This window comes from Bradyrhizobium sp. SPXBL-02, from assembly GCF_051853065.1.
Classification (GTDB): Bacteria; Pseudomonadota; Alphaproteobacteria; order Rhizobiales; family Xanthobacteraceae; genus Bradyrhizobium.
In genome coordinates this window covers 7,732,970-7,747,808 of the sequence record NZ_CP182474.1, presented here as the reverse complement: position 1 = coordinate 7,747,808, position 14,839 = coordinate 7,732,970, and the positions used below count along the sequence as shown (strand labels likewise).

The following is a 14,839-nucleotide window of genomic DNA, read 5'->3' as shown; positions in this document are numbered from 1 at the left end:
TCGAAGAGGGTACTTCGAAGGGGATTCATGGCGGCGAAGACGCGTCCAGTGCGCACCACCCGGACATCCAGGCGGCGGCCGCTTCGGAAGCGGGCCGGGCCGGCCGGCCGGGTGCGCAAGCGCAGCACCAAGGCGGTTGCGCCGGATGTCGTCCAGGCGGCGCTGGCAGCTTTTGCCCATGAGGTCCGCACCCCCCTGACCGGCATTCTCGCGATCAGCGACCTGCTCGCGACCTCCGATCTCGGCGAGCGGGAGCGGCGCTGGGCCGACACCATCAAGGCCGGCGCCGAGCATCTGGCGAGCCTCGCCACGCTGTTCGTGGATGCGGCCAAAACGGGGAAAGGCGGCAGCACGCCGCGGCAGGACCTGTTCGATCTCAAGGCGCTCGCCCGCACCGCCGGCGATTCGCTGGCCGGCCGCGCCGCGGCCAAAGGTCTCCAGGCCAAGGTCGCGATCGCCGAGAAGATCCCCGCGCTCGTGGTCGGTGATTCCGTCCGGCTGCGCGCTGCGCTCGAGAACCTGATCGACAACGCCGTGAAATTCACCGACCAGGGCGGCGTGGCGCTCGCGGTCGAGCCTTGGCGTCCCGCCAAAGGCAAAGCAAAGGGCAAAGGAAAGGTCGGCGTCGCCTTTGCGGTGTCCGACAGCGGCATCGGCCTGACCATGGCCGAGATCAAGCGGCTGTTCCGCCCCTTCACCCAGGCCAATGTCACCATTGCCTCACGCTTCGGCGGCGCCGGCTTGGGGCTCTCCTCGGTCAAGCAATTGGCGCAGGCGATGGGCGGCGACATCACCGTCGCGCCGCGCCGGGGTGGCGGCGCCACCTTCACATTGACGGTGTCGCTGGACGCGGCGGGACCGGGCAAGACCCGCAAGGCAAAGGACGGCAGCGAGCCGGAGGCGGTCGCCGCGCTCCGCGTGCTCAGCGTCGAGGACAACCCGTTCGGCCGCGTCGTGCTCAACACCATCCTGACCGAGCTCGGCCATCATGCCGAGTTCATCGGGCGCGGCGAGGACGCCGTGAAGCGGCTGGAGCAGGGTGCGTTCGACGCGGTGCTGATGGACATGGTGCTGCCGGGCATCGACGGCATCGAGGCCATCCGGCGGATCCGAAAGCTGCCGACGCCGCTGGCTCAGATCCCGATCATCGGCGTGTCCGGCCGCGGCGAGGACGAGGCCGCCTCGCGCGAAGCCGGGGCCGACGCCTTCCTGGTCAAGCCTGTGTCTCCGCGGGCGCTAGCGACTGCGCTGCTTGAAGCGACACGCCGTGAGGAAGCCGCGACTTGATGATCGCGGCGTTCAACTCGCCGCCGTAAACGAAGATCGCGGCGATGAAGTACAGAAACACCAGCGCGATGATCACCGAGGCGAGCCCCGCATACATCGTCACGTAATTGTTGGCGAAGCGCGCCAGATATTGTCCGAACACGATGCCTGATATCAGCGACGCCACGATGGTGAAGACGATGCCGGGCAGAATCTGGAAGAAGCTGCGCCGCCCCGCCGGCAGCCAGACATGCAGGATGATGAGCGCCACCACCAGCGCACTGATGGTGATGCCGTAGCGCAGCCAGGTGAGAATGCTTTCGTTGGATTCCACGAACAATGGAATGTGGCGCCGCGCGGCCTCGATGATCAGCGGACCGAGCACGATCAGGAACGCCATGGCGAGCGCGGTGAAAGCTGCGATCAGCGTATAGACGATGGATTCGAGCCGCAGCCAGTACCAGCTCCGCATCTCCACCACGGCATAGGCACGGTTGAGCGCCACCCGGAGCGCCTCGACGCCGTTGGAGGCGAAATAGACCGACAGCGCCGCGCCGATGGTCAGAATGCCGGTGCGGGTGGTGGTCAGCACGTCATGAACCTCGCCCGAGATCGAATCGGCGACCTGCTTGGGCCAGATCTGGAGCATCAGGCTGGCGGCCTGGTCGGCAAGTTCCTTGGAGCCGAAAAAGCCGGCGAGCGAGGTCAGCACGATCAGGAACGGGAACAGCGCCATCAGCGTCGACAGCGCGATGTGGCTTGCGATCGCCCAGCCGTCGTCGGCCAGGAACGTATAGAACGCGTCCTCCAGCACGCAGTAGATGTAGCGGACCGCTTTCACGTGGCACCTACAGCGCTGCTCTCTCCCCCTGCGCGCAGGGAGAGATCGGGAGAACAGGCAATGGGCGCAAATCGGAAATCATCGCGCTACCATCTGATATTATTGGCCCAAAAGCCAGTTCGCGAAGCGCCGCGCCGGTCATTCCGGGCTCGATGCTTCGCATCGCCCCGGAATGACGCCGGAGGCTGTCGCGGCACCATGGCGGACCGGCACGCACGGTGTTATCTACCCTCAAATGGCATCTCTCCTGAGTACTTTCATCCTGCCGGCGGCCGCCGGCGCCGTGGCGCTGGTGCTGCTGCTCGGGCTCATCAACATGATGCGCGGCGGCTCGCCCAACACCTCGCAGAAGCTGATGCGCTGGCGCGTGCTGCTTCAGTTCGTGGCGATCATCATTGCGATGCTCGCGGTCTGGGCGATGGGGCGTTGATCATGGTGGTGCTGAACCGCATCTACACGAAGACCGGTGACGACGGCACGACGGCGCTCGGAACCGGCGAGCGGCGTCCGAAATACGATCTGCGCATCGAGGCCTATGGCACCGTCGACGAGACCAATGCCGCGATCGGCGTGGTCAGGGTCCACACCGGGGAGATGCCCGAGCTCGACGCGATGCTCGGCCGCATCCAGAACGATCTGTTCGATCTTGGTGCCGATCTCGCGGTGCCGGAGCGCCAAGACAAGGACAAAGGCAAGGCGGAGCGGCTGCGGGTGGTGGCGAGCCAGGTCGAGCGGCTCGAGCGCGACATCGATACGCTCAACGACAAGCTTGCCCCGCTGACCTCCTTCGTGCTTCCCGGCGGCACGCCGGCTGCGGCCCATCTGCATGTGGCGCGCACGATATGCCGCAGGGCGGAACGCCTGATCGTGGAACTGGCGGCCCAGCCCTGCGAGCCGGTCAGCGCGGCTGGCATCCAATATATGAACCGTCTGTCGGACTTTCTGTTCGTGGCCAGCCGAGCCGTGAACGGCAATGGTGCCGGCGACGTGCTCTGGGTTCCCGGCCAGAACCGCTGACCCATCGCGCTCCCGCATTTCAGAAGGCTAAAATTAGACCCGTTCGCGCGTTGACCGGGGCAGATCAGGCCTTTAGGTTCCGCGCCAGTTGATAACCCCCCTCCCAAATTGAGTGAAAGAGGATCGATGAAGGTCTTAGTGCCGGTAAAGCGGGTGGTCGATTACAACGTCAAGGTCCGCGTCAAGGGCGATGGATCGGGCGTTGAACTCGCCAACGTCAAGATGTCCATGAACCCCTTCGACGAAATCGCAGTCGAGGAAGCGCTGCGCCTGAAGGAAGCCGGCAAGGCTACCGAGGTCGTGGTGGTCTCGATCGGACCGGCGCAGGCGTCCGAGACGATCCGCACCGGTCTGGCCATGGGCGCCGATCGCGGCATCCTGGTGAAGGCAGAAGGCACCGTCGAGCCGCTCGCCGTCGCCAAGATCCTGAAGAAGGTTGCGGAAGAAGAGCAGCCGGGCCTGATCATTCTCGGCAAGCAGGCGATCGACGACGACTCGAACCAGACCGGCCAGATGCTGGCCGCGCTGCTCGGCTGGTCGCAGGCGACCTTCGCCTCCAAGCTCGAGGTCGAAGGCTCCGACTTCAAGGTGACGCGCGAAGTCGATGGCGGCCTGCAGACCGTGAAGCTGAAGGGCCCGGCGATCGTCACCACCGATCTCCGCCTCAACGAGCCGCGCTACGCCTCGCTGCCCAACATCATGAAGGCGAAGAAGAAGCCGATCGCGGAGAAGACGGTCGCCGATTACGGCGTCGACATCGCCGCGCGTCTGGAAGTTCTGAAGACGGCTGAGCCTGCGGGCCGCAAGGCCGGCGTCAAGGTCAAGGACGTCGCCGAGCTGGTGTCGAAACTCAAGAACGAAGCCGGGGTGCTCTGATGACGACGCTTCTGATTGCCGAACACGACAATGCGTCGCTCAAGGACGCCACCAACAAGGCCCTGACCGCAGCAGCCGCGCTCGGCGCGGATGTCGAGGTGCTGGTCGCCGGCCAGAACGCCAAGGCCGCGGCGGATTCCGCCGCCAAGCTCGCCGGCGTGAAGAAGGTGCTGCTCGCCGATGGCGACCTCTACGCGCACGATCTCGCCGAGCCGCTGGCTGCGCTGGTCGTGTCGCTGGCGTCCGGCTATGACGCGATCGTCGCGCCGGCGACCTCGCGCTTCAAGAACGTGATGCCGCGCATCGCCGCCCTGCTCGACGTCATGCAGGTCTCGGAGATCATCAAGGTGGTCGCGCCCGATACCTATGAGCGTCCGATCTATGCCGGCAACGCCATCCAGACGGTGAAGTCGAAGGACGCCAAGAAGGTCATCACGGTCCGCACCTCCACCTTCGCCGCGGCGGGCGAGGGCGGCAGCGCCCCGGTCGAGACCGTGACGGCGGCGGCCGATCCGGGCCTGTCGACTTTCGTCGGTGAGGAAGTCGCCAAGAGCGATCGTCCCGAGCTGACCTCGGCCAAGATCATCGTCTCCGGCGGCCGCGCCATGCAGAGCCGCGAGAATTTTGCCAAGTACATCGAGCCGCTCGCGGACAAGCTGGGCGCCGGTGTCGGTGCCTCGCGCGCCGCGGTCGACGCCGGCTATGCGCCGAACGACTGGCAGGTCGGCCAGACCGGCAAGGTCGTGGCCCCCGAACTCTATGTCGCGGTCGGCATTTCCGGCGCGATCCAGCATCTGGCCGGCATGAAGGACTCCAAGGTGATCGTCGCGATCAACAAGGACGAGGACGCGCCGATCTTCCAGGTCGCCGATTACGGCCTGGTCGCCGACCTCTACCAGGCGGTTCCTGAGCTGACGGACGAACTCGCCAAGCTCGGCAAGTAAAAGCCGTACAAAACGCCGGCCGGAGGTATAAACTCCGGCCGGTGTTTCATTTTTGAGGCGTTTTCTTTCGCGTGGGGCACGCCTTCGAAGCGATCCAATCTAGGTTTCGAGCCAAGGTTCTGATTAAATCAGGCTTCTGGTCAATCAGACCTCCCGGCTCAGGGGATAGGCAGGGCGCGATAAGCGCGCCGTTCCGGTGGATGACATTATGGCGGCAGTGATCAAGAAGGTCGGCGTGATCGGCGCGGGTCAGATGGGCAATGGCATCGCGCATGTCGCGGCGCTCGCCGGCTTCGACGTGGTGCTCAACGACGTTTCGGCCGACCGCCTCAAGTCGGGCATGGCCACCATCAACGGCAATCTGGCGCGACAGGTCTCCAAGAAGGCCGTCACCGAGGACGACAAGGCCAAGGCGGTCGCACGTATCAAGCTGGCCGAGAAGCTGGACGACCTCGCCGATTGCGATCTCGTCATCGAGACCGCGGTCGAGAAGGAAGAGGTCAAGCGCAAGATCTTCCACGAGCTCTGCGCCGTGTTGAAGCCGGAGGCGATCGTCGCTTCCGATACGTCCTCGATCTCGATCACGCGCCTCGCCGCCGCCACCGACCGCCCGGAACGCTTCATCGGCATTCATTTCATGAATCCGGTGCCGTTGATGGAACTGGTCGAGCTCATCCGCGGTATCGCCACCGACGATTCCACCTTCGAGGCCGCCAAGGAATTCGTCGGCAAGCTCGGCAAGCAGGTCGCGGTCTCCGAGGATTTCCCGGCCTTCATCGTCAACCGCATCCTGCTGCCGATGATCAACGAGGCGATCTACACGCTGTATGAAGGCGTCGGCAACGTCGAGGCGATCGACGCGGCGATGAAGCTCGGCGCCCACCATCCCATGGGTCCGCTCGAGCTCGCCGATTTCATCGGCCTCGACACCTGTCTCTCCATCATGCAGGTGCTGCACGAGGGGTTGGCCGATTCCAAGTACCGCCCGTGCCCGCTGCTGGTGAAATACGTCGAGGCCGGCTGGCTCGGCCGCAAGACCCAGCGCGGCTTCTACGACTACCGCGGCGCCAAGCCGGTGCCGACGCGCTGACCCATTTCCGGCGCCGTACGGTGCGCAAAGCGAAGCGTGCCCACGGCTTCAAATCCAATTGCGGACAGATGGTGGGCACGGCGCAAGTGCGCCTTTGCCTACCCTACGGTACCTCCGCCGTAGGTTCGTGAGACATTTCATCTCCCGTTAACCCCTCGCGCCTAGGTTACGACCGGTACGAGGGTTCGCGTAATGGACATGATGGCAATGGTCAGCACCATGCTGGCCGCACAGCAAGGCGCGCTGCAGTCGAATATTGCGGCGACGCTGACCAAGCAGAACGCGGATATGGAGAAATCCACCGTCCTGACCCTGCTCGGCGCCGGCCAGCCCTCGCTCGCCAATGTCGGCGCTGGCGTCGGGAGCAATCTCAACGTCACCGCCTGAGCTTCAAAGCGACGCAGCGGCCTTGCCGGTCGCCGCCCGGATCAGCTTGAGCGCGTCCTCGCTCGCCCATTCCGCCGGCCCCGCGATCGTCGCGATCTCGCAGCCCTGCGGGTCGACCAGCACCGAGGTGGGCATGCCCAGCGCCCGTCCAACTCCTTTAAGATCCTGAAAAACCTTGGCTTTCTGGTCGCTGAAATAGCCGAGCCGGGTCAGATTGGCCTCTTTCAGGAAGGATTTCGGCTTCTCCGGGTCGCGGGTGTCGATGTTGATCGCCACCACCTCGAAATTCGGGCCCGACAGCTTGCCCTGGAGCTCGTCCAGCGCCGGCATCTCCTTTCGACAAGGCACGCACCAGGTCGCCCAGAGGTTCACCAGCAGGGTCTTGCCGCGGAAGTCGGACAGCTTCTTCGGCTTGCCGTCGGAATCCTCGAAGGCGAGGTCGGGCAGTTTCAGCGGGGCGCTTGCCATGGTCAGCGCCGCGACCTCGCCATGGGCGAGCGGGGCGATCTTCTGCGCCGTCGCCACCGCCGCCTTGCAGGTCGGATCGCCTGAAGGCGCCCGGCTCAGGCCGAACCCGTACAGCGCGGCGAAGCCGGCCAGCCCGCCGATCGCCACGGTGGCGATGACGAGGGGGATGCGGCGCGTGGCTGAGGGCTTTTGGTCGAGCATATCGTTTGTCATCCGGTCGCAGATATGGCTATCAGGGGCCTCTTAGTACGGCTGGCCGTGGCCAGCAAACGTGCGGCAAATCAGGCGTGAGCAGGGGATCATGAGCAACAAGATGTGGGGCGGCCGGTTCTCGGAACGTCCCGATGAGATCATGGAAGAGATCAACGTCTCCATCGACGTCGATCGTCACCTCTACGCCCAGGACATTGCCGCGTCCAAGGCCCACGCCGCGATGTTGGCCAATCAAGGCATCATCACGGCTTCTGATGCGAAAAATATCGGCAAGGGTCTAGACACAATCCTGTCAGAGATTGGCAACGGCGGCTTCGAATTCAAGCGCGCGCTCGAGGACATCCATATGAATGTCGAGAGCCGCCTGTCCGAGCTGATCGGCCCCGCCGCCGGACGGCTGCACACCGCACGCTCGCGCAACGACCAGGTCGCGACTGATTTCCGCCTGTACGTCCGCGACGTCATCGACGAGACCGATGCCGCGCTCGCGGCGTTCCAGCAGGCGCTGGTGGAGCGCGCGCTGGAGCATGCCGGCACGGTGATGCCCGGCTTCACCCATTTGCAGACCGCGCAGCCCGTGACCTTCGGCCACCATCTGCTCGCCTATGTCGAGATGGCCGCGCGCGACCGCGGCCGCTTCCAGGATGCACGCAAGCGGCTGAACGAATCGCCGCTCGGCGCCGCCGCGCTCGCCGGCACCTCGTTCCCGATCGATCGCCACGCCACCGCGAAGGCGCTTGGCTTCGACCGCCCGATGGCGAACTCGCTCGATGCGGTCTCCGACCGCGACTTCGTGCTGGAGACGCTGTCGGCGGCCTCGATCTGCGCCGTGCACATGTCGCGCCTTGCCGAGGAGATCGTGATCTGGACCTCGCCGCTGGTCGGCATGATCCGGCTCAGCGACAAGTTCACCACCGGCTCCTCGATCATGCCGCAGAAGCGCAATCCGGACGCCGCCGAGCTGGTGCGCGCCAAGACCGGCCGCGTCATCGGCGCGCTCAACGGCCTCCTGATCGTCATGAAGGGCCTGCCGCTGGCCTATCAAAAGGACATGCAGGAGGACAAGCAGGGCGCCATGGAAGGGTTTGCCGCGCTGTCGCTGGCAATCCGCGCCATGACCGGCATGGTCCGCGATCTCGTTCCCGACGAAGCCAAGATGAAGGCGGCCGCGGGCGAGGGTTACGCCACGGCGACCGACCTCGCCGACTGGCTGGTGCGGACGCTGAAGATGCCGTTCCGCGAGGCCCACCACGTCACCGGCCGCATCGTCGCCAAGGCCGCCGAGGGGGGCGTCGCGCTGCACGAGCTGCCGCTCGAGGAGATGCAGGCGATCGCGCCCAAGATCACGAAGGACGTGCTCGGCGTGCTCTCGGTCGAATCGTCGGTGAAGAGCCGGACCAGCTTCGGCGGCACCGCGCCGAAGAACGTGACGTCCCAGGCCAAGGCCTGGGCGAAGCGGCTGGAAAAAGAGCGAAAATTGGGCTGAGGGCAAAATTTCGCTTATGTTTCATGGTCATCCGGCTCTCGCCAGAACGCGCCAATCTCTGTATGGTGCGCCGCGCGTAGTGGGGATTTCGTCGTGACGTCAAAGTTTCGCCCGGCCGGCTCGGGGTGGGCCATCATTGTCTTGAGCCTGACGGCGCTCGCGCTTGCCGGCTGTGGCCGCAAGGGCCCACTGGATCTGCCGCCGACTGCCTCCAACGCGCCTGTGGCCGCCGGCGCCGCGCCCGTCGATACCGAGACCGCAGCCCAGAAGACGCCGAGCCTGTTCGACCCCACTGCCGGCGCGGATGCCGCGCCCGCAGCGGCCAAGGGCCGGAAGAAACCGTTTATTCTCGACCCGCTCCTGGACGAACCTCCCGGCAAGAAATAAGCCGGGACAACCGAGCCTGCGCCATGAACCATTTCGACTATCGCAACGGCGTGCTGTACGCCGAGGCGGTGAACCTGTCCGAGCTGGCAGCCACCGTCGGCACGCCGTTCTATTGCTATTCGACGGCAACGCTGGAGCGGCACTACCGCGTCTTCACCGAGGCCTTTGCCGGCGAGAAGGTGCTGGTCTGCTACGCCATGAAGGCGAACTCCAACCAGTCGGTGCTGCGGACGCTGGCCAAGCTCGGCGCCGGCGCCGACGTGGTCTCGGGCGGCGAGCTCAAGCGCGCTTTGGCCGCAGGCATTCCCGCCAGCAAGATCGTCTTCTCCGGCGTCGGCAAGACGGAAGCGGAGCTGCGCGCGGCGCTCGCCGCCGACATCCTCTGCCTCAACGTCGAATCCGAGCCGGAGCTCGAGCTGCTGTCGCGCCTCGCGGTCGAGATGGGCAAGACCGCGCGGATCTCGCTCCGCGTCAATCCCGACGTCGATGCCGGCACGCACGCAAAAATTTCCACCGGCAAGTCCGAGAACAAGTTCGGCATTCCGATCGTCCATGCCCGCGAGGTCTACGCGCGCGCGGCGAAGCTGCCCGGAATCAAGGTGACCGGCACCGACGTGCATATCGGCAGCCAGATCACCGATCTCTCCGGCATGGAGACTGCGTTCCGCATCCTCTCCGAATTCGTGCAGACGCTGCGCTCCGACGGCCACGACATCAGCCACGTCGATTTCGGCGGTGGTCTCGGCATTCCCTATTACATGGACCGCGAGGCACCCCCGGCGCCGGCCGCCTATGCCGCCATGGTCAAGCGCGTCAGCCACAATCTCGGCTGCACGCTGATGTTCGAGCCGGGCCGCATGATCGTCGGCAATGCCGGCATTCTCGTCGCCAAGGTGATCTACGTGAAGCATGGCGACGGCAAGAATTTCGTCATCATCGACGCCGCGATGAACGACCTGATCCGCCCGACGCTGTACGAGGCGCATCACGACATCCTGCCGGTGAAGCAGCCCGCCGAGGGCGCCGCCACCATTAAGGCCGATGTCGTCGGCCCGGTCTGCGAGACCGGCGACTATCTCGCGCTCGACCGCACGCTGCCGACGCCCGCGCCCGGCGATCTCCTCGCCATCATGACCGCGGGCGCCTATGGCGCGGTGCAGGCCGGCACCTACAACACCCGGCCCTTGGTGCCCGAGGTGCTCGTGAAGGGCGACCAATACGCCGTGGTGCGCCCGCGCATCGAGGTCGAGCAGCTGATCGCGATGGATACGCCGGCGCCGTGGCTGTGAGGTGACGACGTCCACTCAACAAGCTCGGTGTCGTCCCCGCGAAGGCGGGGACCCATAACCACAGGGAGTGGTTGCTTGGCGAAGCTGTAACTCCGAGTCCTCGTAATCACATCCGCCTGTGGTTATGGGTCCCGGGCTCGCGCTTCGCGCGCCCCGGACGACGGAGAGAGTGTGGGATGGCTACTTTCCCGCCAATCCGCCCTTCGCTCCGCCCACCACGACGCCCGCTTTCTTCTCGATCGGCTTGATCGCCGCGGTGAAATCGGACTCGGCGCCTTCCGCGCTGATCACGGTCTCCCACAACCGCCCGACCGCGTCGGCAACTTCCATCGACAGGCCGAGCTGCTTCATCTCCTCCAGCGCCAGCCGCACGTCCTTCACCATCAGTCCCGTGGCGAAGCCGAAGTCGAACGTGCGCGGCAGCACCGCGCGCGGAAACTTGTCGCGGCTCGCCGTGTTCATGCCCGAGCCGGCATTGATGACGTCGATCATCACGGCGGGATCGAGCCCGGCTTTCACGCCCATCACCACGGCTTCCGACGTCGCCACGATCGCGGTGGCCGACAGGAAATTGTTGGCGAGCTTCATGGTTTGCGCCGCGCCCGGCTTCTCGCCGATGAAGAACACTTTTCCGATCACCTCGAGCGCGGGCTTGAGCAGCTCGAACTCGGCTTTCGGGCCCGACACCATCACAGCAAGCGTGCCCTTCTCGGCGCCGCCGACGCCCCCGGAGACGGGACAGTCGATCTGCACGATGCCGCGCTTGGCGAGCAGGCCGTGAATCTTCGCGGCCATCGCCGAGCCGACGGTTGAGAGATCGACGAAGCGTTTGGCGCGCTTGCCCTCGATCACGCCGCCAGCGCCGGTGGCAACGTCCAGGGAAGCCTGCAGCGAGGGCAGGCTCGCCATCACGGTCTCGACCCGGTTGGCGACGTCCTTCGGCGACGACGCGGCACTGGCACCTCGCGCGACCAGCCTGTCCATGACCTCCTTGCGCGTGTCGAACACGACGAGCCTGTGTCCCGCCTCGATCAACCGCCGCGCCATCGGGAAACCCATGTTTCCGAGCCCGATGAATCCGATGTCCATGGTGTTCTTTCCTCCCGTCGTCATTGCGAGGAGCGAAGCGACGAAGCAATCCAGGAATGTTTCCGCGGAGGATGTCTGGATTGCTTCGCTTCGCTCGCAATGACGGAGCAATACGATTCAGAGCGGTCAGCCTGTCTCACGCCTTGGCGTCGATCTCCGCGAACACCTCGCGCGCAATGCGGAAGCTGTCGACCGCGGCGGGCATGCCGCCATAGATCGCGACCTGCATCAGGATCTCGCGGATCTCCTCGCGGGTGACGCCGTTGGTCAGCGCGCCCTTGAGATGTGCGCGAAACTCGTGCTGGCGGTTGAGGATGGCGATCATGGCGATGTTGAGCATGCTGCGGGTCTTGCGCGGCAGCTCCTCGCGGCCCCACACCGTGCCCCAGCAATATTCGTTGAGCATCTCCTGGAACGGGCGGTTGAAATCGTCGACGTTCTTCAGGGCATTGTTGACATAGGCCTCGCCCAGCACCGCTTTGCGGACTTCCAGGCCCTTGTCGTGCATCTTCTTGTCCATGGCGTTTCCCTTATTTCCCTCGAGATTGGCGCGCGGAAATTACGGGGTTGCACCCGGCCAGTCACGTCCTCGTGTTATGCGGGAAAAGGAGGCGCTCCCGTACAGGAACGGATGCCTCAGTGCTGCCGTTGTGATAGGCTCTTCTCTACCGGGCAACCTGGAGAGTTGATTGAACGGCCTCACCCCCGAGCCGTCAGACCCGACCCGCGGCAGTGATGCGCTGTCGCGGCTGAAGCTGGCGCAGGCCCTTGATCGGGCAACTTATGCCATCGCATGGGAGCGTGCCTGGCCCAATGCGGCGCGCCTTCTGACCGTCGTCGGCCTGTTCCTGGTGGTGTCCTGGGCCGGCCTCTGGCTGGCGCTGCCGTTCATGGCCAGGGCCGTCGGCCTCGCCCTCTTCGCCGCGATCGCGGCGGCCGCCCTGTTCCCGCTGATTCGCTTCCGTTGGCCGCGCCGCGAGGAAGCGCTCGCCCGGCTCGACCGTGGCTCCGGCATCCGTCACCGCCCGGCCACCGCGCTCACGGACACGCTGACCTCGCAGGACCCGGTCGCGCTGGCGCTGTGGCAGGCGCAGCGCGAGCGGACGCTCGCCTCCATCAAGCGCATCCGCGCCGGTGTACCGCACCCGCGACTCGCGCTTCACGACCCCTGGGCGCTGCGTGCCCTCGTCATGGTGATGCTGGTTGCGACCTTCTTTGCCGCGGGTGACGAGCGTGCGATGCGCCTTGGCGCCGCCTTCGACTGGAACGGGGTGCTGGCGCCGGCCAATGTTCGCGTCGATGCCTGGGTCACGCCGCCGCTCTACACCGGCAAGCCGCCGGTCATCCTGTCGGCCGCCAACAAGGAAGCTGCGGCATTGCCCGCCGGCGGCCCGCTCGCCGTTCCCGCCGGCTCGACCCTGATCGTGCGCTCCTCCGGCGGCAACCTGGATGTCGTCGTTTCCGGCGGCCTCAAGGAGGTCGCCCCGACTGAAGCCAGCCCCAAGGGGACCAACGAAAAGCATTTCGCCATTTCCGGCGACGGCACCGCCCATGTCCGGGCGCCCTCCGGCCAGCCGCAATGGGCCTTCGCTGCCACGCCGGACCGTCCGCCGACGATCGCGCTCGCCAAGGACCCCGAGCGCCAGGCGCGCGGCGCGCTCCAGCTCTCCTACAAGATCGAGGACGATTACGGCGTCACCGGCGCCGAGGCGAAATTCGCCACGCGGTCGACCGACGCCCGGGACGGCGGCAAAGACGGTGCCAAGGATGGTACCAAGGATGGTGCGAAGGCCGCTGCCGGCGACGGCGACAGCAGGACGGCGCCGCGGCCGCTGTTCCAGCCGCCGCAATTCCCGCTCGCGCTGCCGAATGCGCGCACCCGCAACGGCGTCGGGCAATCCGTGAAGGATCTCAGCGAGGATCCCTATGCCGGCGCCGAGGTTACGCTCACTCTCACGGCCAAGGACGAGGCCGGCAACGAGGCTGTTAGCGAACCGTTCAACATGCGCCTGCCCGAACGGCTCTTCACCAAGCCGCTGGCCCGTGCATTGATCGAGCAGCGCCGCATCCTCGCGCTCGATGCCAACAAGAATTCCGACGTATATGCCGCGCTCGACGGGCTGATGATCGCGCCCGAGATGTTCACGCCGGAGCCCGGACAATATCTCGGCCTGCACAGCGTGGCCCGACAGCTCGAGGCCGCGCGTACCGATGATGCCCTGCGCGAGGTTGTGGCGAGCCTGTGGGCGCTTGCGGTGACGATCGAGGACGGCAAGATCTCCGACGTCGAGAAGGCGTTGCGCGCGGCCCAGGACGCGCTGAAGCAGGCGCTGGAGCGCGGCGCGAGCGACGAGGAGATCAAGAAGCTCACGCAGGATCTGCGTCAGGCGCTGAACGATTTCATGCGCCAGCTCGCCGAGCAGTTCCGCAACAACAATGACCCGCAGCAGCTGGCGCGGCCGCTCGATCCGAACACCAAGGTCCTGCGTCAGCAGGATCTGCAGAATATGATCGACCGGATGGAGCGCCTGTCGCGCTCCGGCGACAAGGATGCCGCCAAGCAGTTGCTCGACCAGCTCCAGCAGATGCTGGAAGGCCTCCAGATGGCGCAGCCGGGGCAGTCCGGCGAGAGCGACATGGAGCAGGCGCTCAATGAGCTCGGCGACATGATCCGCAAGCAGCAGCAATTGCGCGACAAGACGTTCAAGCAGGGCCAGGATTCCCGGCGCGACCGCTCGCGCGGCAAGCAGCAGCAGGGCGATCAGTCCATGTCGGAGCTGCAGCAGGACCAGCAAGGGCTGCGCGATCGGCTGAAGAAGCTGCAGGACGAGCTTGCCAAGCGCGGCCTCACCCAGAAGGGGCAGAAAGGCCAGCAGGCACAGAAGGGCCAGAAGGGTCAGCAAGGTGATCAGGGCCAGCCTGGCCAGAACGGCGATCAGGACGGCGACCAGGGCGATGACGACGGCAGCCTGGATGCGGCCGACGGTGCCATGGGCGATGCCGGATCAAAGCTCGGCGAGGGCAATGCCGACGGCGCTGTGGACTCGCAAGGCAAGGCACTCGACGCGATGCGCAAGGGTGCGCAGAAGATGGCCGAGGCGATGCAGCAGGGCGATGGCGACGGCCAGGGCGACGGCCCCGGCCAGCGCGCCGGTCGTCAGCAGAGCGGCGGCAACCAGACCGATCCGCTCGGTCGGCCGCTTCATGGGCGCGAATATGGCGACGATTATACGGTCAAGATTCCCGGCGAGATCGACACGCAGCGTGTCCGCCGGATTCTCGAAGAGCTCCGCCGTCGTCTCGGCGATCCCTCGCGGCCGCAGATCGAGCTCGACTATCTCGAGCGGCTGCTGAAGGAGTTTTGAGAAGATAGCCCGCTACGTCCTCGTCATTGCGAGCGAAGCGAAGCAATCCAGAGTTTTTCCGCCGAGGCATTCTGGATTGCTGCGTCGCGAGGGCTCCTCGCAATGACGAAGTAGATGCCTT

Annotated in this window: 15 protein-coding genes; 11 read left to right on the top strand and 4 right to left on the bottom strand. The window is 65.7% G+C overall.

The window, feature by feature from the left end:
• Positions 1-27: 27 nt before the first annotated feature.
• Positions 28-1,287, top strand: a complete 1,260-nt coding sequence (locus ACNJYD_RS35995) for an ATP-binding protein (RefSeq protein WP_439364782.1) — start codon at positions 28-30, stop codon at positions 1,285-1,287.
• Here the strand turns inward: ACNJYD_RS35995 and ACNJYD_RS35990 are convergent.
• Positions 1,214-2,107 carry a YihY/virulence factor BrkB family protein gene (locus ACNJYD_RS35990; RefSeq protein ID WP_172785971.1) on the bottom strand — a complete coding sequence of 298 codons (894 nt, stop codon included), beginning with the start codon at positions 2,105-2,107 and terminating at the stop codon, positions 1,214-1,216. The genes ACNJYD_RS35995 and ACNJYD_RS35990 overlap by 74 nt on opposite strands.
• Before the next feature lie 235 nt (positions 2,108-2,342).
• Between ACNJYD_RS35990 and ACNJYD_RS35985 the strand changes: the two genes are divergently transcribed.
• From ACNJYD_RS35985 to ACNJYD_RS35960, 6 genes are all read left to right on the top strand, one after another.
• Positions 2,343-2,537 carry a twin transmembrane helix small protein gene (locus tag ACNJYD_RS35985; RefSeq protein WP_028178512.1) on the top strand — a complete coding sequence of 65 codons (195 nt, stop codon included), beginning with the start codon at positions 2,343-2,345 and terminating at the stop codon, positions 2,535-2,537.
• Between the two features lie 2 nt (positions 2,538-2,539).
• Positions 2,540-3,124: a cob(I)yrinic acid a,c-diamide adenosyltransferase gene (locus ACNJYD_RS35980; RefSeq protein WP_439364781.1), complete on the top strand. Its 585-nt coding sequence runs from the start codon at positions 2,540-2,542 to the stop codon at positions 3,122-3,124.
• Positions 3,125-3,250: 126 nt separating this feature from the next.
• The gene (locus ACNJYD_RS35975; protein WP_260381133.1) at positions 3,251-4,000 is read left to right on the top strand and encodes an electron transfer flavoprotein subunit beta/FixA family protein; all 750 of its coding nucleotides are present in this window, start codon (positions 3,251-3,253) and stop codon (positions 3,998-4,000) included.
• Positions 4,000-4,944, top strand: coding sequence for an electron transfer flavoprotein subunit alpha/FixB family protein (locus tag ACNJYD_RS35970; protein WP_439364780.1), 945 nt, complete (start codon positions 4,000-4,002; stop codon positions 4,942-4,944). Before ACNJYD_RS35975 ends, ACNJYD_RS35970 begins: the two co-directional genes overlap by 1 nt.
• Positions 4,945-5,152: 208 nt before the next feature.
• A complete protein-coding gene (locus ACNJYD_RS35965; protein ID WP_172785967.1) occupies positions 5,153-6,034 on the top strand; it encodes a 3-hydroxybutyryl-CoA dehydrogenase in 882 nt (293 codons plus the stop codon).
• 192 nt (positions 6,035-6,226) lie between these two features.
• A complete protein-coding gene (locus tag ACNJYD_RS35960) occupies positions 6,227-6,421 on the top strand; it encodes a hypothetical protein (RefSeq protein ID WP_212256295.1) in 195 nt (64 codons plus the stop codon).
• Between the two features lie 3 nt (positions 6,422-6,424).
• On the opposite strand, the gene tlpA is transcribed toward ACNJYD_RS35960, so the two are convergent.
• Complete coding sequence (gene tlpA / locus ACNJYD_RS35955) at positions 6,425-7,090, bottom strand: thiol:disulfide interchange protein TlpA (protein WP_439364779.1); 666 nt, start codon at positions 7,088-7,090, stop codon at positions 6,425-6,427.
• Between the two features lie 100 nt (positions 7,091-7,190).
• On the opposite strand from tlpA, the gene argH reads away from it, so the two are divergent.
• From argH to lysA, 3 genes are all read left to right on the top strand, one after another.
• Positions 7,191-8,588, top strand: coding sequence for an argininosuccinate lyase (argH, locus tag ACNJYD_RS35950; RefSeq protein WP_439364778.1), 1,398 nt, complete (start codon positions 7,191-7,193; stop codon positions 8,586-8,588).
• A gap of 93 nt (positions 8,589-8,681) precedes the next feature.
• The gene (gene lptM, locus ACNJYD_RS35945; RefSeq protein WP_439364777.1) at positions 8,682-8,975 is read left to right on the top strand and encodes an LPS translocon maturation chaperone LptM; all 294 of its coding nucleotides are present in this window, start codon (positions 8,682-8,684) and stop codon (positions 8,973-8,975) included.
• 23 nt (positions 8,976-8,998) lie between these two features.
• Positions 8,999-10,264, top strand: a complete 1,266-nt coding sequence (gene lysA, locus ACNJYD_RS35940) for a diaminopimelate decarboxylase (RefSeq protein WP_439364776.1) — start codon at positions 8,999-9,001, stop codon at positions 10,262-10,264.
• A 180-nt stretch (positions 10,265-10,444) separates the two neighbouring features.
• Here lysA and ACNJYD_RS35935 read toward each other — a convergent pair whose 3' ends face one another.
• A complete protein-coding gene (locus tag ACNJYD_RS35935; protein ID WP_439364775.1) occupies positions 10,445-11,353 on the bottom strand; it encodes an NAD(P)-dependent oxidoreductase in 909 nt (302 codons plus the stop codon).
• Positions 11,354-11,489: 136 nt separating this feature from the next.
• Positions 11,490-11,873 carry a carboxymuconolactone decarboxylase family protein gene (locus tag ACNJYD_RS35930; RefSeq protein ID WP_172789435.1) on the bottom strand — a complete coding sequence of 128 codons (384 nt, stop codon included), beginning with the start codon at positions 11,871-11,873 and terminating at the stop codon, positions 11,490-11,492.
• A gap of 169 nt (positions 11,874-12,042) precedes the next feature.
• On the opposite strand from ACNJYD_RS35930, the gene ACNJYD_RS35925 reads away from it, so the two are divergent.
• On the top strand, positions 12,043-14,718 hold the full coding sequence (locus ACNJYD_RS35925) for a TIGR02302 family protein (RefSeq protein WP_439364774.1): 2,676 nt from the start codon (positions 12,043-12,045) through the stop codon (positions 14,716-14,718).
• Positions 14,719-14,839: the final 121 nt, after the last annotated feature.